Source organism: Aliivibrio salmonicida LFI1238 (assembly GCF_000196495.1).
Classification (GTDB): domain Bacteria; phylum Pseudomonadota; class Gammaproteobacteria; order Enterobacterales; family Vibrionaceae; genus Aliivibrio; species Aliivibrio salmonicida.
This window is the reverse complement of the sequence record NC_011312.1, coordinates 3,229,064-3,249,819: the sequence shown is the minus strand read 5'-3', so window position 1 is coordinate 3,249,819 and position 20,756 is coordinate 3,229,064. Positions and strand designations below refer to the sequence as shown.

Annotated in this window: 19 protein-coding genes, 1 pseudogene and 1 riboswitch; of the genes and pseudogenes, 5 read left to right on the top strand and 15 right to left on the bottom strand. The window is 41.3% G+C overall.

Features of this window, described 5'->3' with window-relative positions; all coding sequences use genetic code 11:
• Position 1 precedes the first annotated feature (1 nt).
• From tatA to rmuC, 5 genes are read right to left on the bottom strand one after another with little or no spacing between them, the layout of a single operon-like run.
• The gene (gene tatA / locus VSAL_RS15760) at positions 2-250 is read right to left on the bottom strand and encodes a Sec-independent protein translocase subunit TatA (RefSeq protein WP_012551400.1); all 249 of its coding nucleotides are present in this window, start codon (positions 248-250) and stop codon (positions 2-4) included.
• A gap of 55 nt (positions 251-305) precedes the next feature.
• A complete protein-coding gene (gene ubiB, locus VSAL_RS15755) occupies positions 306-1,937 on the bottom strand; it encodes a ubiquinone biosynthesis regulatory protein kinase UbiB (RefSeq protein WP_012551399.1) in 1,632 nt (543 codons plus the stop codon).
• Positions 1,934-2,557, bottom strand: coding sequence for a ubiquinone biosynthesis accessory factor UbiJ (locus VSAL_RS15750; protein WP_012551398.1), 624 nt, complete (start codon positions 2,555-2,557; stop codon positions 1,934-1,936). Before VSAL_RS15750 ends, ubiB begins: the two co-directional genes overlap by 4 nt.
• 12 nt (positions 2,558-2,569) lie before the next feature.
• Positions 2,570-3,334: a bifunctional demethylmenaquinone methyltransferase/2-methoxy-6-polyprenyl-1,4-benzoquinol methylase UbiE gene (ubiE, locus tag VSAL_RS15745; protein WP_012551397.1), complete on the bottom strand. Its 765-nt coding sequence runs from the start codon at positions 3,332-3,334 to the stop codon at positions 2,570-2,572.
• Between the two features lie 59 nt (positions 3,335-3,393).
• Entirely contained in the window at positions 3,394-4,914 is a 1,521-nt protein-coding gene (gene rmuC, locus VSAL_RS15740) for a DNA recombination protein RmuC (RefSeq protein WP_012551396.1), read from the bottom strand.
• Between the two features lie 127 nt (positions 4,915-5,041).
• Here rmuC and VSAL_RS15735 point away from each other — a divergent pair, with 127 nt between their 5' ends.
• Positions 5,042-5,953 (top strand): DMT family transporter, encoded by a 912-nt coding sequence (locus tag VSAL_RS15735; protein ID WP_012551395.1) that lies wholly within the window; start codon positions 5,042-5,044, stop codon positions 5,951-5,953.
• Positions 5,954-6,023: 70 nt separating this feature from the next.
• Here VSAL_RS15735 and tsrA read toward each other — a convergent pair whose 3' ends face one another.
• Together tsrA and VSAL_RS15725 are read right to left on the bottom strand one after the other, a co-directional pair.
• Positions 6,024-6,308, bottom strand: a complete 285-nt coding sequence (gene tsrA / locus VSAL_RS15730) for an H-NS-like global regulator TsrA (RefSeq protein ID WP_012551394.1) — start codon at positions 6,306-6,308, stop codon at positions 6,024-6,026.
• 120 nt (positions 6,309-6,428) lie between these two features.
• Positions 6,429-7,634: a multidrug effflux MFS transporter gene (locus VSAL_RS15725; RefSeq protein ID WP_012551393.1), complete on the bottom strand. Its 1,206-nt coding sequence runs from the start codon at positions 7,632-7,634 to the stop codon at positions 6,429-6,431.
• A 104-nt stretch (positions 7,635-7,738) separates the two neighbouring features.
• Between VSAL_RS15725 and VSAL_RS15720 the strand changes: the two genes are divergently transcribed.
• The 3 genes from VSAL_RS15720 to VSAL_RS15710 all read left to right on the top strand — a co-directional run bounded on the left by VSAL_RS15720 (position 7,739) and on the right by VSAL_RS15710 (position 13,267).
• Positions 7,739-8,704 (top strand): LysR family transcriptional regulator, encoded by a 966-nt coding sequence (locus tag VSAL_RS15720; protein WP_012551392.1) that lies wholly within the window; start codon positions 7,739-7,741, stop codon positions 8,702-8,704.
• Between the two features lie 80 nt (positions 8,705-8,784).
• The gene (locus VSAL_RS15715) at positions 8,785-10,578 is read left to right on the top strand and encodes an aminopeptidase P family protein (RefSeq protein WP_012551391.1); all 1,794 of its coding nucleotides are present in this window, start codon (positions 8,785-8,787) and stop codon (positions 10,576-10,578) included.
• Between the two features lie 265 nt (positions 10,579-10,843).
• Positions 10,844-13,267, top strand: coding sequence for a family 20 glycosylhydrolase (locus VSAL_RS15710; protein ID WP_012551390.1), 2,424 nt, complete (start codon positions 10,844-10,846; stop codon positions 13,265-13,267).
• Between the two features lie 124 nt (positions 13,268-13,391).
• On the opposite strand, the gene thiH is transcribed toward VSAL_RS15710, so the two are convergent.
• The 7 genes and pseudogenes from thiH to VSAL_RS15675 all read right to left on the bottom strand — a co-directional run bounded on the left by thiH (position 13,392) and on the right by VSAL_RS15675 (position 19,908).
• The gene (thiH, locus tag VSAL_RS15705) at positions 13,392-14,504 is read right to left on the bottom strand and encodes a 2-iminoacetate synthase ThiH (protein WP_012551389.1); all 1,113 of its coding nucleotides are present in this window, start codon (positions 14,502-14,504) and stop codon (positions 13,392-13,394) included.
• Between the two features lie 22 nt (positions 14,505-14,526).
• Positions 14,527-15,297: a thiazole synthase gene (locus tag VSAL_RS15700; protein ID WP_012551388.1), complete on the bottom strand. Its 771-nt coding sequence runs from the start codon at positions 15,295-15,297 to the stop codon at positions 14,527-14,529.
• A gap of 1 nt (position 15,298) precedes the next feature.
• Complete coding sequence (thiS, locus tag VSAL_RS15695; protein WP_012551387.1) at positions 15,299-15,511, bottom strand: sulfur carrier protein ThiS; 213 nt, start codon at positions 15,509-15,511, stop codon at positions 15,299-15,301.
• Entirely contained in the window at positions 15,504-16,352 is an 849-nt protein-coding gene (locus VSAL_RS15690; RefSeq protein WP_012551386.1) for a HesA/MoeB/ThiF family protein, read from the bottom strand. The genes thiS and VSAL_RS15690 overlap by 8 nt, the downstream gene beginning before the upstream one ends.
• A pseudogene (gene thiE / locus VSAL_RS15685) lies at positions 16,345-17,019 on the bottom strand (thiamine phosphate synthase); the annotation flags it as partial. The pseudogene thiE and the gene VSAL_RS15690, both read right to left, overlap by 8 nt.
• A gap of 78 nt (positions 17,020-17,097) precedes the next feature.
• Positions 17,098-19,044 carry a phosphomethylpyrimidine synthase ThiC gene (thiC, locus tag VSAL_RS15680; RefSeq protein ID WP_012551384.1) on the bottom strand — a complete coding sequence of 649 codons (1,947 nt, stop codon included), beginning with the start codon at positions 19,042-19,044 and terminating at the stop codon, positions 17,098-17,100.
• Between the two features lie 158 nt (positions 19,045-19,202).
• A riboswitch (TPP riboswitch) is annotated at positions 19,203-19,316 on the bottom strand.
• Between the two features lie 169 nt (positions 19,317-19,485).
• Complete coding sequence (locus VSAL_RS15675; RefSeq protein ID WP_012551383.1) at positions 19,486-19,908, bottom strand: universal stress protein; 423 nt, start codon at positions 19,906-19,908, stop codon at positions 19,486-19,488.
• Positions 19,909-20,089: 181 nt separating this feature from the next.
• On the opposite strand from VSAL_RS15675, the gene crcB reads away from it, so the two are divergent.
• A complete protein-coding gene (gene crcB / locus VSAL_RS15670) occupies positions 20,090-20,470 on the top strand; it encodes a fluoride efflux transporter CrcB (RefSeq protein WP_012551382.1) in 381 nt (126 codons plus the stop codon).
• 91 nt (positions 20,471-20,561) lie between these two features.
• Here the strand turns inward: crcB and VSAL_RS15665 are convergent, their stop codons facing one another.
• Positions 20,562-20,756, bottom strand: coding sequence for a hypothetical protein (locus VSAL_RS15665; RefSeq protein WP_012551381.1), 195 nt, complete (start codon positions 20,754-20,756; stop codon positions 20,562-20,564).

Here is a 20,756-nt window from a genome sequence, read left to right as displayed (position 1 = left end):
ATTATGCCTGCTCTTTGTCGTTTTGCTTTTGTTTTTCTACTGTTTCTGCTTCTTTTTTCTCTAAGTTCTGAGGAACAAAATCCGCGTCTTTCTTCGCGTCTTTCGCTGATTCATCTTCACTTATCGCTTTTTTAAAGCCTTTAACAGCAGAACCCAAATCACTGCCTACACCGCGTAATTTTTTCGTACCAAATAACAGAACGATAATTACTGCAATTATAAGAAGTTGCCAAATACTAATACCACCCATGCTTATTTCCTCAGCGTGTTAGGGGTTAAAAAATTGCTAAATAGAGTAACGCTTATTAACGATATGCTCGCCAGCTTAATAGCCAAAACGTGACACCTGTAGCAGCACTAATTGATGCTAACGCAGTAATGTTACTGGTTAATAACACCGCAGAACAAATCAGCAGAGTTGCTCCAACATTAAATAGGAATTGTCCTTTTGCCTGTTGACGCTTACTTTGACGATAACCTGCGTAAAGTTTATCCATTCGTTGATTAAGAACTTTGCCTTGGCGCAAACTGTCATAAACTAAATCAGGTAGTTCTGGCAGTTTCTCAGCCCAAAATGGCGCTTTCTCAGTCAAAGCAGTCAAAAAGGCTGCCGGTCCAATTTGTTTTGCCATCCACGTTTCTAGAAACGGTTTGGCGGTTGCCCACAAATCCAATTGAGGATATAGCTGTCTGCCTAATCCTTCCACGTATAATAACGTCTTTTGCAATAAGACTAATTGCGGCTGCACTTCCATATTAAAGCGACGTGCTGTGTTAAATAAATTCAATAACACATGACCAAAAGATATCTCACCTAATGGTTTAGCAAAAATCGGCTCACAGACAATACGGATAGCAAATTCGAATTCTTCGACATTAGTCTCTGCCGGAACCCAACCTGAATCAATATGTAACTGTGCGACTTTACGATAATCGCTATTAAAAAAGCCAAGTAAGTTCTCCGCTAAATAGCGCTTGTCTTCTTTATTGAGTGTTCCAACAATACCACAATCTAATCCAATCCACTGCGGATTCTCTGGATTATCCGGATTTACAAATACGTTACCCGGGTGCATATCCGCATGGAAAAAGCTGTCACGAAATACTTGAGTAAAGAAAACCGACACACCACGTTCAGCCAACAGCTTCATGTTGGTGCCATTTTTCTCTAGTTGCTCGATGTCAGAAACTTGAATACCATAAATACGCTCAGACACCATCAAGTGTTCAGAACTGACATCCAAAATAACTTCAGGGACATACAGCTCTTCACTGCCTTCAAAGTTGCGACGCAATTGCATTGCATTGCTCGCCTCTCTTCTTAAGTCTAGCTCATCGATTAAGGTTTTCTCATATTCTTCGATGACCTCGACCGGTTTAAGGCGGCGCGCTTCTGGTATGTGTTTCTCTACCAAGGTAGCCATGCGATACATCAGGCGAATATCCGCTTCAATCACTGGGCGAATATCCGGACGAATAACCTTAAGGACAATCTCACGACCAGACTCTTTCAATTTTGCGGTGTGTACTTGAGCAATCGAGGCGGATGCTAATGGGACAATATCAAAATCCGTAAACCAATTTTCTAATGGTCCACCCAATGATAACTCCATTTGATCTTTTGCTAGCTGGCCATCAAAGGGGGCGACCTGGTCTTGCAGTAAAGCTAATTGATCAGCTAAATGAGGAGGAAAAAGATCACGACGCGTAGACATCATTTGACCGAATTTAATCCAAACCGGACCCAATTCTTGCAATGCTAACCGTAAACGCTCACCCAATGGTTTTTCTGGATAGCGATTCTTAATCCAAAATAACCCTTTGCGTAAACGTTTTGGTAATTGAGTTAATGCATGATCAGGCAATAGCTCATCCAATCCATACTCAAGTTGAACCTTGGTGATTTGATATAAGCGTTTTAGCTCTGATGGGGTCATGCGCGCTCCATTGATGCTGTCTGTAATAATTGCGTCAAGCGAGCGTCTAATTGTGCGAGGTGTTTTTCAACATCAGACACTTGATCGCAGAAGTACGCAACCTCTAAAGGCGGTGGGGCAATCTTCCATTCTTCCGTTAGGACTTCTGCAGCATGACGAGTTTGACGCGTCACTTGCTTTTTAATCCAGCATGCACTGCCTTTAACGCCACTCACCAATGTATGCGCAACAATGTCTCCCGTATATTGAGACAATTTCTCTTCAACATCCGGTTTTAATTCTGTTAATAATGCAGAGAATTGCTGAGCGAGGTTAAGATCACCTTCAAGCACTAACTTATCTTGCTTTATTAATTGAGTAATATTGTTTTGCTCTCGCAATTGCGGCAACACCGACAAATTCAACGCAAGATAACAATCAACCTCACCTTCAAATTTAGACAAGATATCAACGTGCTGTTGGCTAAAAATAAAATAGAGATCTTTATTAAACTCATTCAAATGAACATGAATAATCTTCTCTTTTAATCGATGCAATGCAGCTTTGCTCTCTGGCGATTCTTTTAGCAGGGCGTTTAACCCCGTTTCAATCACACCTGTTACAAACGGATCTAATGGCATCATTTTATCCTATTAAAATTTGTAACCACGATGCAGAGCAACAATACCACCAGTTAAGTTGTAGTAGTTTGCTTGCTCAAAGCCAGCCTCTTCCATCATGCCTTTCAGTGTTTCTTGATCTGGGTGCATACGAATAGATTCAGCAAGATAACGATAACTGTCAGCATCGTTGGCTATCAATTCCCCGATTTTAGGCAACAGGTGGAATGAATAAGCATCGTAGATTTTTGATAATGGTTCAAGGATAGGTTTTGAGAACTCAAGAACCAACAGGCGACCGCCCGGCTTTAACACGCGAAACATCGAGCGTAATGCTTTGTCTTTGTCTGTCACGTTACGCAGACCAAAACTGATTGTAATACAATCAAAATGGTTATCAGGAAAAGGCAGTTCTTCAGCATTTGCTTGCACGTAGTTCACGTTACCAACAATGCCCATGTCTCTTAATTTGTCACGACCAATATTCAACATTGAGTTGTTAATATCAGCCAAAATAACTTGGCCTTTCTCACCAACAATACGAGAAAACTTAGCCGTTAAGTCGCCTGTACCACCGGCTAAATCAAGCACTTTATGTCCAGGACGTACGCCACTGCAATCAATAGTAAAGCGCTTCCAAATACGATGAACACCACCAGACATAAGGTCATTCATGATGTCGTATTTTGCCGCTACAGAGTGAAATACTTCAGCAACTTTCGCTACTTTTTCTTCTTTTGCTACTGTTGTAAAACCGAAGTGTGTGGTCTCTTCGGTAGAGTGCGTTTTGTCCGTCATTTTAAGTCCTCTAGAGATAATATGTTGACCCCTTCTTATCCTGTGGGATCAACAGCGCTCTAGTCTACTTTATCCGACCCACTATCACCAAGCGTTTGCATGGCATCGGCTTCAAAAGATTGCTCAATAAGACGACGATTTATGTCTCGTTTTACTTCTACACCAAGCTCTTTAAAGCTTTCCGCTTGGCGAATGATGTTCCCTCTTCCTGTTGCCAATTTATTCATTGCGCCTTGGTAGCTTTGATTTGCCTTATCTAATGCACCGCCGACCGCTTCCATGTCATCCACAAACAATCGCATTTTGTCGTACAGCTTCGTGGCTCGTTCAGCAATAATTTTCGCGTTTTGATTCTGTCTTTCATTGCGCCATAAGTTACTGATGGTTCTGAGTGCAACCAGTAATGTTGTTGGGCTTACAATGATAATGTTCTGCTCCATCGCATCCGAGATTAACGAAGGATCGGCTTCAATCGCCACCTGAAAAGCGGGCTCAACTGGAATAAACATCAAGACATAATCCAAGCTGCGTAAGCCATTTAATTTGTGGTAATCCTTTTTGCTTAAACCACGTAAATGAGCACGAATGGCCATAAGGTGTTCATCAAGCGCCTGCTCTTTTTGATTAAAGTCATCGCTGTTAAAAAATCGCTCGTAGGCAACCAAGGTCATTTTGGAATCGACCACGACATCTTTCTCGTCAGGTAAGTGAACAATCACATCAGGATAAAAGCGCTTACCCTCGTCGTCATCCATACTGACTTGGGTATCGTACTCATGACCTTCACGTAACCCCGATTCTTTTAACACTCGACCAAGAACAACTTCACCCCAATTACCTTGTTGTTTGTTGTCACCTTTTAAGGCGTTAGTCAGGTTTACCGCTTCTTGTGTCATGCGTTCATTAAGCTGTTGTAAGCTGCGAATTTCATGCACTAACGTGTGACGCTCTTTGGCTTCAAGACCAAAACTGTCGTTAACCTGTCTTTTGAATCCTTCAAGCTGTTCTTTTAATGGCGACAACAAGCCCTCTAAACTCACTTTATTTTGCTCATCAACGGTTTTCGTTTTCTGCTCAAACAATTGGTTGGCTAAATTCTCGAACTGTTCCTTTAAACGCAGCTCTGCACGCTCTAGTATCTCGAGTTTTTCTTGGCTTGCTTTGCGCTCTTCTTCGTGTCGCGCTTCTTGTTCACGCAATTCAGCTTCAATATTGGAATTCGTTTGACGAGAAAACTCAAGTTGTTGTGTGAGAAATTCTTTTTCTTTTTGAATGGCATCAAAGTAACGCAGTTTTTCCATCGCAGCCATTAGACGACCATGAAATTGCTTTTGCTCTTGAACCAGTTTATCTCTTTCAATGTCTAGCTCATCAAGCTCTGCCTGTTGCTTATCTACCTGTTGATTAAGTTGACTCAATTGAGTACTCGCGAGTTTTTTTTCTGACTCTAATGATTGCTCTAATAATGCCAATGCTTGTTCGTTACGGCTTTTCGTTAATGTATAGGCGACAGCGTAAGCAACCACTGCTCCTGAAAAACCAAACAATAAATGCCCACCAAACTGATTCAAAAAATCCATAATTTACTCAATACAAAAACGAATCTTTATAGGATATTTTGATACTGGATAAATGTCCAGTTAACACTATTTCATCACTGCAGGTAAACTCCGGATCTAAATGGATTTCTAATAGAGAAGAATAACAATGAATGAACGCCGTGCATTAGGATTTGGGATCGCAGCCGTCCTCTTATGGTCGACTGTCGCGACCGCATTTAAAATCACCCTAGAACACTTTACTCCCATCCAAATGCTGACGATTGCCTGTGCAGTTTCAATTTTAGCGTTAGTGGGGGTTGCCGCTTATCAAAAAACCTTATCACAACTAACAAGTACCTTTTTTGCCAACCCTTTGTATTACATTTTATTAGGTGCTATTAACCCATTGGCGTATTACTTGGTTTTATTTAAGTCTTACGATCTATTACCAGCCTCTCAAGCACAACCAATCAACTACAGCTGGGCAATCACATTAACATTAATGGCCGCTGTATTTCTTGGTCAAAAAATCCGAAAACAAGATTGGATTGCCTGTGTGCTTGGGTATGTTGGTGTCATTATTATTGCAACCAAAGGGGACGTTCTAGGTTTAGAGTTTGACAGTCCATTAGGCGTTGGTCTCGCGTTATTTTCAACATTATTATGGGCAAGCTATTGGATTTTAAATGCGAAAAATAAAGCAGATCCTATTTTAGGATTATTACTGGGGTTCTTAGTTGCCTTACCCGTTGCGGTCGGTTTAAGCATTTATGAAGGTGCCCCTTGGGAGCAAATCCCAATGAGTGGCTGGTTGGCTGTGTCTTATGTGGGTCTATTTGAGATGGGCATTACGTTTGTATTGTGGTTATCTGCATTACGACTCACACAGAATACCGCTCGCATTAGTAACCTAATCTTTGCTTCTCCTTTTATCTCTTTATTACTCTTGGCTAATATCATTGGTGAAGAGATCCACCCGTCCACATTAATCGGTTTGGTTATGATAGTTTGTGGCTTGGTTGTTCAGCAATTTTATGGCAAGAAAAAAGAACCTACATCGGCCGCCCAGATTAAATAATAAAACCATCAATAGGTGATTTAGCGATAAAAAAAACAGCGGAGTTCGCTGTTTTTTTTATTTATAACCTTTACTTGCTTGCTAAATACGCTTGGAAATCTGCTAAAGAGACCCCTTCTTTTGCCATTTCTTCTGCAAGTTTTTTTGTTGTCTCACCTTTGCGTTCTTCAATTACCACTTGGAATTGGTAAATCAGATCACGCAATGTAGGAACAGACACTTGTCGCGCAGCACTTCTTACGCGCTCTTGGCTTTGGTTTCCTAATTCAGAAAGAAGTTTACCAAACATTAATTTCTCTGGTGACTCTTCCATCTGCTCTAAGACACGAGCCATTTCAATAATAGACATCGACATTGCGTGTTTTGCCTTTTAATTAACGATTAAAACGAGATAAGGGGTGAATATACACTAAAACCATCTTATCTCGATCTATTAAAAAAGCAATGTTGCTGTTTTTTTATTCATCAATTGAAATTATTCAGTAATTGGATCTGAATGCCATCGTTTACCAACGCGACTTAATAGGATCAGCAAGCCTGGGATGAGAAGCCACATCATTAGTGCTAAGAGTTGTGCTGAAGGGAGTGCTAATCTTTGCATTGTGCCAACAATGATTCCCGCACCACTCATTTGAAACAGCCCTAATAATGCTGCCGCAGTTCCTGCTCTATCACCGAATGGTGCTAGTGCCTTACCTGCCGCCGAACCCAGTACCCATGCGAAGCCTACTGACGAGAAGAAAATCGGGATCATAAACGCCCAAGCTTGCTGAATATGTTGGAACCCTAACATTAACCCACCGGCAACCACTAAAATACTGAGGCCGAAAAGTAATGCATTACGAGTTCCGAATTTGATCATGAATTTTGGTGCAGCAAAACATGCCATGATATTTAGTACCGCATTCACCGCAAACCAATTGGTAAACTCTTGCATTGTAAGCCCAAGTTTATCCATCAGTAATACCGGTGCCGATGTCACATACGCTAAAATGACGCCCATCGCTAACATACATAATGTCGCATGGAACAAAAAGGCGGGATGCTTTAGCACTGACCAATAACGAGATGGACTGATCAATCGCCCTGTTTGTAAGGTATTTGATGGTTTTGTTTCTTTATAGTTCAACGCGATAATCACAAAACTAACTAATGCAAACCCTGCCATGAAACTGAAGTTTGAACGCCAACCAAAATGCATCGTTAAATAACTGCCTAAAATTGGTGCTAACGCAGGAATAAAACAAATCGCGCCATTCAAATAACTGATCATTCGACCACTCTTCTCTGCACCAAATGAGTCTCGTACTGATGCGAACGCCGCAACAGAAGTCGCACAGGCACCAAAACCTTGAAGTAAACGAGCCAACAACAGCATTTCCATTTCTTGAGCTGAATACGCTAATGCCGCACTCAAACCATAAATAACAATACCAGTAAGAGCGATAGGACGACGGCCATAACGATCCGCTAATGGACCAGCAAACAATTGGCCTAATCCCATACTGAACATGAACCACGTTATCGTGTCTTGTCCTAATGTTGATGCAACTTGGAATTCGCTTACCATCATCGGTAATGCAGGCAGATAAATATCAATCGCTAACGGACTGAATAAAACGAGCATCACCATAAGGGTGATCAATTTTTTATCTGATGGTCTTGAGCTTGGCGTGTGCATGTTTCGTGTTAACTCCTAATGTTTGAATCGGGAGTGTACTCAATTAGAGATATGAACAGAAATGGTTTATATTCAGATCTAACATTCTAATTTGGAATATCTCTATGTTCTTCGAAAAGTTAGCGAGAATCGACCTCAATTTACTTTTAACTCTTCACCTCTTATTGGAAGAGAAAAGTGTTACTCGTGCCTCTCAACGATTGTGTTTAAGTCAATCGGCCGTCAGTAAAAACTTAGCTAAATTACGAGAACAATTTGATGATCCCCTTTTTACTCGTACCGCTTACGGGCTTCAGCCCACAGCAAAAGCAAGAAACCTCCATGGACAGCTTCATGTTTTATTAAGCCACTTAGAAAGTATTACTGAAGCGTCTGAGTTTGACCCTCAATGCAGCCACTATCGTTTTCGGGTTGGTTTAGTGGAAAGTACCTATCCATTACTATTACCTCGTTTCATGTCCTACATATTAAATGAAGCGCCCAATGTTATGCTCGATACCCATGCATGGGATAAAAACACCTTAAAAAAATTGCAATCAGGTGAAATGGACATTGGTATTACCGGTAAAGATTTAGACCCGAAATACGCAAACATTACGATGCAAATGCCATCAGATGTTCGAGGACAAGAAATCTATCGAGATAATCAAATGTGTTTGGTACGTCCTGGTCACCCTGTATTAGATCAAGAATGGAATTTAGACACCTATCTAAAACAACGTCATGTTCAAGTGCGGTGCGATGGCAAAGACCAATGGTTGCTTGATTATAAACTTGCTGATCGCGGCCTTGAACGCAGCATCAGTATTATCGTTCCTGACTTTAATAGCGCAGCAAGTCTATGCACTCATACAGACTTAGTGTTCACCGCCCCAAGTCACTTTATTAAACTCATCGCAAAACAACTTAATCTTGTTGTATTGCCCCTGCCCACAGAGCTACCCCAGATGGCCTATACACTGTTTTGGCATCAACAAAAAGACAATGATGCTGCCAATTGCTGGCTACGCAATACCATAATTAATCACTGCCAAGATTTATCAGCATCAACAATTGCAGACCACGAATAAAAGCACTAGGTTATAACCAAATAAAATCGATATTTTCTGCCTCTCCACATACGGACAGATCAATAATAAGGACACTTCAGATGCACCTACACACTTCTCAGCGTATTGAACAACTTCGCTCATGGCTTGCTCAACAACATTTAGATGCACTTATTATTCCTCATGAAGATGAATTTTTAGGTGAATACATCCCTGAGCATAACGAACGTCTGTTATGGGCAACAGGATTCACCGGTTCAGCTGGTGCCGCCGTCATAACAAAAGACAACGCCGCGATTTTTGTTGATGGCCGTTACACGGTTCAAGTTCGTAAACAAGTGCCAGCAGAGGTATTTGAGTACCGTCATTTACATGAAGAACCTTTATTGGAGTGGATTAAAAATTCTCTACCTACTGGCTCAAAAGTTGCCATCGACCCTCGTATGCATACCGCACAATGGTTACGTAATGCTAAAGCAGTTATTGAAGGACACGCCTCTCTTGAGATGCTAAACAGTAATCCAATCGATCGCTTATGGTCAGATCGTCCAGCAGTTAAAGTGTCTGACGTTCGCTTAATGGGATTAGCGCTTGTTGGTCAATCAAGCGCAGATAAACGTAAAGAAATTGCAGGTGTCATCGCAAATAAAAAGGCAGACGCCGCCCTATTAACGCAACTTGATTCTATTTGTTGGTTACTGAATGTGCGTGGTTTGGATGTCTCTCGCCTTCCTGTTTTGTTATCACACGCCATCATTCATGCTGACGAAAGTGTCGACTTTTTCCTAGACCCAACTCGTCTTCCTACCAACTTCATTGAACATGTAGGTCAAGGGGTTCGAATTCACAAACCTGACGCACTGCAATCGACTCTGCAATCGCTTGTTGGTCAAAAAGTCTTGGTTGATTCAGCAACATCGAACGCATGGATGTCATTGATTCTATCTGACGCTAAAGCCGAAATTATAGAAGCTGCTGATCCATGCCTATTACCAAAAGCAGCCAAAAACGAAACAGAAAAATCAGGAATGAAAGCGTGTCACATTCGTGATGGTGCCGCGATGGTTAAGTTTTTAACGTGGTTTGATGCAGAAATCGATGCAGGAAAATTGCATGATGAATCGGTACTTGCGGATAAACTTCAAGGTTTCCGTGAAGAAGATGACACTTTGGCTGATTTAAGTTTTGATACCATTTCAGCCGCCGCAGGTAATGCATCGATGTGTCACTACAATCACGAAAACCAACCTGAGCCAGGTAAGCTACAAATGAACAGCTTATACCTTGTTGATTCAGGCGGCCAATATCCAGATGGCACAACCGACATTACGCGTACACTTCCTGTTGGAACACCAAGTGATGACATCAAGCAGCAATTCACCCTTGTTCTAAAAGGCCACATTGGATTGGCATCAGCACGCTTTCCAAAAGGCACTTGTGGTCATCAGTTAGACATTCTTGCTCGTCAACATTTATGGGCACAAGGCTACGACTATGATCATGGAACGGGTCACGGCGTTGGTCACTTCTTAAGTGTTCATGAAGGCCCACAGCGCATCGCTAAAGTCGTCAATAATACCGCTCTACTTCCGGGTATGGTTCTGTCTAATGAGCCGGGATATTACCGTGCAGATGAGTTTGGTATTCGTATTGAAAACTTAGAATTAGTTGTCGAAATAGAAACCAAAGGCGATTTCTCTGTTCTTGGTTTTGAATCATTAACACGTTGCCCAATCGACAAACGTCTCATTAATGTTGATATGCTAAATCGCCCAGAACTGGCTTGGTTAAATTCCTACCATCAGAAAGTGTGGAATGACGTCAGTCCATTAGTGAATGGCGAAGTAAAAGAATGGCTAAAACAAGCAACAGAAGCGCTTAGCTATGAAGACTAATACATTGCTTTAAACAACTAAAATAATACGACCACGTAATCGACAGTGGTCGTATTATTGTCTAAAACGTTTCACGTGAAACATGCTTGTTATCACGCTGCATTGTAATACGATGTATAACGTAGCTTCACCTACCGCACAATATCTCATTAATAACAGTCCTCTCAATTAAGTAATACAGAACGATAAACCGGTCACATACAAACAACGTTTTATAGGTAATCCTCCCTTTGAATTTAAAGGAATAAACATAGGATTACGTATAATGAAAAAAACGCTTTTAGCTCTTACCGTGTCGAGTATTATCTTAAGTACCCCCTCACTCGCGTCTGCACCAAATACAAATTTAAATTTGATGCCATACCCTCAATCTGTAGAGTTAAAATCAGGAAAACTGCCCATTGATAACAATTTCAGTATTTATATTGATGGTTATAAATCGGAACGCATTCAACAATTGGCTCAACGAATCATTAAACGCATCGAAGCACAAACCGGCTTACCTCTTCTTTCCCCATTTTCTAATTCAGAGAAAAACGCCACTTTAATTATTCGAGTCAATAAAGCCGCAAAAAAAGAGATTCAAGACAATCATATTGATGAGTCTTACCAGCTGTCCGTAAACCAAAAGCAAATCATCTTACAAGCTGAACGCCCTTATGGCGTAATTAGAGGTGCAGAAACTTTCCTTCAGCTTATCACAACATCAAAGAATGGTTACTCTGTTCCTCAGATAATAATTGAAGACCAACCTCGTTTTCCATGGCGTGGCGCTTCATTCGATTCCTCACGTCACTTTGTTTCAATCGAAACGATTAAACGTCAGATAGATGGTTTCGCGTCTGCCAAAATGAATGTGTTTCACTGGCATCTTTGGGATGACCAAGCCATTCGCATTCAAATTGAAAGCTACCCTAAATTATGGCAAAAAACCGCTGACGGTGATGTTTACACCAAAGAAGAGATTAAAGACGTTATTGAGTACGCACGGTTACGCGGCATTCGAGTGATCCCTGAAATATCATTACCGGGTCATGCCTCTGGGGTAGCTCACGCCTACCCAGAACTAATGTCGGGTGAAGGTAAACAATCTTATGAGCAACAACGAGCTTGGGGAGTATTTGTCCCTTTAATGAACCCTCTCAACCCTGAGTTATATATCTTCTTCGACAACGTATTCAGTGAAGTTACCGACCTCTTCCCTGATGAATATATTCACATTGGTGGTGACGAACCAAATTATCAGCAATGGAGTAACAATAAAAAAATCCAAGCTTTCATCAAAGAAAATAACATTGATGGTAATCGAGGTCTTCAATCTTACCTAAACGCACGCATTGAAAAAATGTTGAATGACAAAGGTAAGAAGATCATGGGTTGGGATGAGATTTGGCACAAGGACCTACCAACTTCTATCGTGATTCAAAGTTGGCGTGGGCACGACAGTATTGGACAAGCTGCAAAAGAAGGTTACGCAGGATTATTATCAACGGGATTTTACTTAGATCAACCTCAACCGACTAGCTACCATTACCGCAACGATCCAATGCCAAAAGGACCACAAGTCGATGACCAACAGCATCAAGGTGAAAGCTTTGAAACCTACACATGGCAAAAACCAAGAGGCAAAGGTGGCCCTCGTAAAGGGACATTAACGATCATTACCAGTAAAGAGGGTAACGCACGTGCCTTTACCGATTACAACGGAAAGTCACGCGCAAAAGTTGATATTATCGAGTACACCAAAGGAGAATCATTCCGTGGTCACTTTGATAATTTCATGTCTTATACTGAATTCAACTTAACGATGGATAACCGCCAATTTTCTGATGGCAGTTACCAATTGATTGGTAATGTTCGTTGGCCAACAACAGGAGAGTTAACGGCCTCCTCGTCAATGAAAGGAACCAAGATTGAAAAACCTACCGGTGGTTACCCCGTCGCATTAAATGAAAAAGAGCAAGTATTAATCCTTGGTGGAGAAGCCGCTATCTGGGCTGAGAACTACGATGACCTCACCGTTGAAGCTCGTATTTGGCCTCGCACTTACGCGGTTGGTGAACGCTTATGGTCAGCTGAATCTCTGACAGATGAAGACAGTATGTATAAACGGTTAGAAGTCATGAATAACTGGGCGACAATTTCTGTTGGTTTGCAGCACCAAGCAAACAGTTATAAACAGTACTTACGTTTGGCTAGTTTTGCAAACTATGCTGAACCAGCACAATATTACGCACGTAACTGGGCTAAATTTAATGCCACCGATCCTAAAGGCGAATTATACAATCAATATGAAAGGTTAAATCGTTTTGTTGATGCCGTACCTGTTGAAAGTTTGGCCGTATTAAAAATGATGAGTTTGGCAACAACGGCGACAAATACCCCCTCTGATTTACAAGAATTGAAACGCCACTATCAAACGGTGTTAGACAGTGCCATAAAATCAAAACCTATTTTTGAAAACAACATTGCTTCTATCGATACTGCACCATTAGCCGAAAAGCATAAAGAGGTGGCAACCGCCGCTCTAGAGCTTATTGCAATCCTAGAAAAAGGAAATAAACCAACATCAACACAGCTTCGTCACGTTATCTCCGTAACCACAACGGCATCAGGAATGTACGATGAAATGATCGTTGCAATCGTTCGTCCAACAGAAGAACTAGTGCGTCAGCTACGTAAACAATAAAAACCACCCTCGACGATAAAAGAAAGCCGTCACCACCTTAATGGTAATGACGGCTTTTTAATTTCAATACAGCAAAGAAGAGGAAAACAGTTTCACGTGAAACACGGTTCGTCGCGACAGTTCACTAACCCGAATAACTTCGCTCCCAATCTTTCCACACCGGTTCAAATCCCCTCGCCTTTACCGCTTGTGCAACCGCAGACGCTGAACGCTCATCACTAATAGCAAATTGCTCTAATGCCTCTTCGTTATTTGCATAACCTCCAGGTTGAGTTTTTGATGCTGCAGAAACAGAGGTAATACCAAGCGGTAATACATTATTTCTAAAATGTTCAGACTCACGAGTAGACAGTGACAATTCAACTTCCGAATTTAACAAACGGTATGCACAGATTAACTGCACAAGCTGTTTATCACTCATGATTGATTTGGGTTGCAAAGCGCCTTCACATGGACGCAAACGTGGAAAGGAAATCGAGTACCTTGTTTGCCAGTACGTACGCTCCAAGTAATCTAAATGCGCAGCCACATAAAAACAATCGGTGCGCCACTCTTCTAAACCAATCAAGGCACCAATGCCTATTTTATCAATCCCTGCTTTGGCTAATCGGTCCGGCGTTTCTAAGCGGTAGTTAAAGTCCGTTTTGTTACCTCGCAAATGATGTTCCGCATACGTCGATGGATGGTACGTTTCTTGGTACACCATCACGGCATCTAAACCCAATGTTTTTAGTTCTGCGTATTCGTGTTGATCTAATGGTTGAACTTCCATGGCCAAATAATTAAATGACCGCTTAATTTGAGGAACCGTATCACGGAAATAATTCATCCCAACTTTGGTTTCATGCTCTCCAGTCACCAAAAGTACACTGTCAAAATTCATCGCTTTAATCGCATCAATCTCATTAGCAATTTCATCTTGATTCAAGGTCTTTCGTTTAATTCGATTCTCCATCGAGAACCCACAATAAGTACACGCGTTTGCACATAGGTTCGAAAGATAAAGAGGAATATAAAACCCCATGGTATGACCAAATCGCTGGCGAGTCAGTCGTGCGGACTCTTGAGCCATTTGCTCTAAATACCCTTCAGCGGCTGGTGAGATTAACGCTTTAAAATCGTCTAAATTGCGCTTTGGTTTGTTCAGCGCTCTTTCTACGTCTTGCGCTGTTTTACTGTAGATGGAGAGTTTGACCTCATCCCAATTCAGTTTTTTCCATTCATCAGTAAACGTCATCGTCTTTCCTTAGCCTTGGGAGTTAATCCAAAAATGCCGTTAATGGGCTCGATGCCACCGCTTGAGAACTCACAGACACCAACCCATTTTCATACGCTAACCGTCCAGACTGAACCGCCAACTTAAATGCCGTAGCCATCGCCACTGGATTTCTTGCTGCCGCAATCGCGGTGTTCACCAATACCGCATCAGCACCCAACTCCATCGCAAAGGCCGCATGCGATGGTGCGCCAATTCCAGCATCAACCACAACGGGCACTTTTGCTTGATCGATAATAATCTCTAAAAAATCACGACTCACAATGCCTTTGTTTGACCCAATAGGCGCCCCCAATGGCATCACTGCCGCACAACCGACTTCTTCAAGTCGTTTGCATAACACCGGATCAGCGTGACAATAAGGCAAGACAATAAATCCTTGGCGAACTAATTCTTCCGCCGCTTTTAATGTCTCAATCGGATCGGGCATTAGGTATTTTGGATCAGGGTGGATTTCCAATTTCAACCAATTAGTTTGCAACGCCTCTCTGGCTAACTGAGCCGCAAAGATCGCTTCTCGGGCATTTTTAGCGCCTGACGTATTAGGCAGTAAATTTATGCCCGCCGTCATAATTGGCTTTAAAATGTCATCCTCAGGATTGCTCACATCAACTCGTTTCAACGCCATCGTTGCAAGCTCAGAACCCGATTCAATTAATGCCTGCTGCATTATTAACGAATTGGGGAATTTTCCTGTTCCAGTAAACAAACGAGAAGAAAATGGTGTATTTGCGATAATCAATGGTTGTGTCATATCAGCCTCCTGCAATGGCTTGGAATAAAGAAATCGATTCACCGTCAGATAAACCACGTTGTTGCCATTCACTTCGAGGAACGATTTGTTGGTCAATAGCTAACGCACACCCTTGAGTTTCTATTTGTTGATGAGATAGAAACATGAATAACGTCACTTTCTTTTCAACCCGATGCACAACCCCATTTAATTCCACACTAATTAAATTATTCACTGACCGATTCTCTCTCTTTATGATGTGTTTCACGTGAAACATCTTGCAAATCACTTGGTGACTGACAGACAGGACAACAATGGTCTTTGGGAATACCCATCGTCGACCAAGATAATGACTTACCATTAAATTGATGCAGTGAACTCCATGTCATCCACTCAGGTTGCGTTAGATACTTAATTGTCTCTAAGGCTTGTAGATTACCTATCATGCCAACCACTGGCCCAACAATTCCGAAAGATTGACAGTTCTTCGTTTGTTGGCTTTCAATAAAAGGGAACAGACAGTGATAACAAGACGACGATGTGTTACCTAACTCATCACTCTTATTTGAAAACAACATCAATTGCCCTTGCCAACCAATCGCCGCGCCAGAAATTAAAGGCACCTGATGTTGAACACAGGCGGCATTAATATTGTGGCGTGTTGTTAAGTTATCAGTGCAATCCAGAACAACATCTACCTGAGTAATGAATCGAGAAAGCGCAGGTTCTGTTAGATGCTTCGTTATCACCTCAATCGTGATCGTCTTGTTGATTGATTGCAGTTCTTGAGCCATCGCTAACGCTTTATTCTGTTTTATACTCTGCTCACGATAAACCACTTGCCTCTGTAAGTTACTAAGATCAACGTCATCGCCATCGGCAATAATCAACGTTCCCACGCCAGCGGCAGCCAAATACATTCCAACAGATGATCCCAATCCTCCGCAGCCAACCATTAGCACGGTGCTATTTCGAAGAGACAATTGTCCTCGCTCACCAATATCAGGCAACATGATTTGTCGGCTATAACGAAGGAAATCTTGATCATTTAATCCTTCCATCAATAAATTACTCATCCATCACCTCCAGTGTATTTTGCGATTTAAGAAGGTAATCGGATGTTCTTGGTTGGGCTAAAATCGCAGAAAACTGATTGACGGCTTTTTCTATATTGTCGGCTTGAGTGATAGCTCGAACGACCGCAATGCTATCAACTCCGGTTTGCCACACTTGCTCAGCCACCGTTAAATCAATACCACCGATAGCAACGGTTGGTGTTTCACCCGCTAATTTTCTGTTGTTCGCTAAGTTAACTAAACCTTGAGGCTCTGATGGCATGTCTTTGGTCGGCGTAGGGAAAACATGACCAAGAGCTAAGTAACTTGGATTCAATGCTTTAACGGTCATTAACTCACTGTCATCGTGAGTAGATAATCCTAAACAAATACCGGCATCAGAGATGGCAAGTAAATCGGCCACTTCAATGTCTTCTTGTCCAAGATGAATACCAAACGCGCCATGCTTTATTGCTAGTTGCCAATAATCATTAATAAAAACTTGAGCATCATATTCACGACCGAGTCTAATCGCTTCAATAATCTGCTTTTCTAAATCAGGGTGTTCCGAGTTTTTAATTCGTAATTGAATGGTTTGAACATTAAGTTTAAGTAATGTCTCTATCCATGACACATCATCTACCACCGGGTAAAGGCCAAACTTTTCTCTATCGATTGCAGGAAAAGAATACATCGTTTGATCTCCAGAGTGGTGTTCCACGTGAAACACCACCATTCATGATTAAAATAATAATGGTAACTGTCGTTAGCTTTTCACGGGTTCTGCATCTACAGCAGGATGGTACAACTCAGAACCAGAGGCCTTAAACTCTGCTGATTTTTGGCGCATACCTTCAAGTGGGTCATCGAGCATTTTGATATTAATCGCTTGGTCTAACGCCACTTGTTCTGTGTCTTTGGCATACTCTCGAACTTCTTGTGATATTTTCATTGAGCAGAATTTAGGCCCGCACATTGAACAAAAGTGAGCAACCTTGCCCGACTCTTGAGGCAGTGTTTCATCATGAAATTCACGAGCGGTAATCGGATCAAGTGACAGATTAAACTGGTCTTCCCAACGAAATTCAAAACGGGCTTTTGATAAGGCGTTATCTCGAATTTGGGCACCCGGATGACCTTTGGCTAAATCACCCGCATGAGCGGCTAATTTATAGGTGATCAAACCAATCTTAACGTCTTCTTTATTTGGTAGGCCTAAATGTTCTTTCGGTGTGACATAACAAAGCATTGCACAGCCATACCATCCAATCATGGCCGCACCAATCCCCGAAGTAATGTGATCATAACCAGGGGCAATATCAGTCGTTAATGGACCTAATGTATAGAACGGTGCTTCATGACAATGCTTGAGTTGCTCGTCCATGTTCTCTTTGATCATATGCATTGGTACATGACCCGGCCCCTCAATAATCACTTGAACATCGTATTCCCAAGCAACTTTAGTTAACTCACCGAGCGTTCTCAATTCAGCAAACTGTGCTTCATCATTCGCATCCGCAATTGAGCCAGGACGTAAACCATCCCCTAAAGAAAGAGAAACATCGTACTTTGCACAAATCTCACAAATTTCACGAAAATGCGTATATAAGAAACTTTCTTGATGATGCGCTAAACACCATTTTGCAATGATAGAACCGCCACGAGAAACAATCCCTGTCACTCGTTTCGCCGTCATTGGTACATAACGAAGCAGTAAACCGGCATGAATCGTAAAGTAATCTACACCCTGCTCTGCTTGCTCAATTAAGGTATCTCGCATTACTTCCCAGTTTAGATTCTCAGCCACGCCATTCACTTTCTCTAGTGCTTGGTACATCGGAACCGTGCCGATTGGTACTGGACTATTACGAAGGATCCATTCACGTGTTTCGTGAATATTACGACCCGTCGATAAGTCCATCACCGTATCGCCGCCCCAACGCGTAGACCAAACCAGTTTCTCTACTTCTTCTTCAATCGACGAACTGACCGAAGAATTACCAATATTGGCATTAACTTTAATTAAAAAATTACGACCAATGATCATTGGCTCTGCTTCTGGATGATTAATATTGGCAGGAATAATGGCTCGCCCTTCGGCGACTTCGTTACGTACAAATTCAGGGGTAATTTCTTTTGGAAGGTTAGCACCAAAACTGTGTCCAGGATGCTGATGATTTAGTTGTTCATCTGCAAATTTTTGACGTCCCATGTTTTCACGGATCGCGATGTATTCCATTTCTGGGGTAATAATACCTTGGCGAGCATAATGAAGTTGGGTAACACATTGTCCTTTTTTCGCTCGACGAATTGTTGGTAGATTGCCATAACGAAGCTCATCAAGCGTTTCATCAGATAAGCGCTCTTGAGAATAAACAGAGCTTACCCCTTTCAACATTTCAGTATCAGTGCGGTCTTCTATCCAACGTTCGCGTAATTTAGGCAACCCTTGGTAAACATCAATGTCGTAATTTGGGTCGGTATAGACCCCTGAGGTGTCATAGACTTGTATGGGTTCGTTTGGTATCAGCGTTGGGTTTTCTTTTGTTCCACCGACTAAGCTATCAGCCAATGAAATTTCACGCATTGGAACACGAATATCAGGACGAGAACCGTCGATATAGATTTTTTTTGAATTGGGATAAGGTTGAACAGAAAGCGACTCAATGTTTGATTTAGCATCCAAACGCGCTTGTTTACGACTTGACGACATAGCAAAATTCCTTGTAATAATTAGGATAATTGCTTGTCGGATTATGTAGCAAGAGGTTCTTAGTGTGCGTAAATATAAAGTAGAAAAATCGTCTACTTAATTCAAGGTATCTGCTGAAAATGACACTTTGCAGTTACAATGATATGACAGCACTAAGTGATAAATTATCTCTTGTTCCCTTCGCAGGTATTAGCCTGATCAGGTTCTACGGATCCCGCAACGCGGTCTCAGCTCGTACTTTAAAAAAGTACTAAGCACTCCGACAAGTTTCTTTCAGAAGTTCTTGGTGAAAAACTGAACGAGTGCGGAGTATAAAGAAAGGAATAAATCACAGCAAATATTCCATTGAAGAAATAATAAAATATCGAGAAAAAGAAAAAGCCACATTAATATGCGGCTTTGTTAGCGATTTGTATCAGATTCGACTAAGTAAAGAATGTCTTATTGAGCAATCATGACATCACATTTCAATTTATCAGAAACTTCATCACCAAGAGTACGTCCCCAGTGAATTTTACTTTTATGGTAACCAATGATCACGAGATCGGTATTGATTTTATCCCCAATCTCACTGATGTGTTTTACGATATTTCCATCAGCAATATGTACCGCGCGAACAGGATAAGGTGATTCTTTAGATAATATAGATAACTGCTCTATTCGCTTAAACTCTAACGCGTTATGGCTCGATTCTAGCTCTAGCTCAACATCCATGTAATTAACATCACCGATGCCGACCTCTACAAAAATGACATGCAATTCTGCGTCATTTTGTTTTGCAAGAACCCCTGCTTTAACCATTAACTTATGCGCTTTACTGTCATCAGGATTTAATGCGAGTAAAATGGTTTGGTATAACTTCATATCTTGCTCCTGTGAAAGAATAACTTACGACGCTGATACTATAAAACTATAATCAACCTGCTGCAATTAGAAGCATGGTTAAGTAATCACTGCCATTTTTGTATTTAAAAGAGATATTGATAAAAATTCATATCCAACTATGTTATTAATAAGCTAGCTTTCTATTTTAATCGAGGTATCAATGAATCAATTTATGCTATTGGGCTTTATTGCTTTTGGTGGCGCATTTGGGGCTTGTGCCCGCTATTTGATCTCAGAACTTTGTGTCGTTCTATTAGGTAAAGGCTTTCCGTATGGAACCTTAACCGTCAATATTGTCGGATCTCTTATCATGGGTGTATTAATGTCTTCTCTTAACCAAGGCATTATTGAAGCCGCGCCTTGCCGTCCAATTATAGGGCTTGGATTTCTTGGAGCACTAACGACGTTCTCTACATTCTCGATGGATAATGTCATCTTGATGCAACAAGGAGAAGTAATCAAAGCGGGTCTAAATATTTTACTGAATGTAACCTTAAGCATCACTGCCTGCTTTATTGGCTTTCAATTAATGAAAAGCTAATCTATCTGCTTTTTAGTATGTTCTTTACGAGCAGACATAAAAAAGACGCTTAATAATAAGCGTCTTTTTTAGTTTCAATGAGTCGTTATTATCACCACGTTCTTACGGGTGTGTAACCACTTATCATTATAGCCATTTTCGTATTTACGCTTTCGAATCCTTTCCAAAGTTTTTTCGTTACTGCTGTTTTTTTATTTCTTGGTTGTTGCTTACCGTACATAGCTTCATTCAGCATGTTCTTTGCAGCAATTTGACCAAGATAAACAGAACCTAAATCGTAATTCAT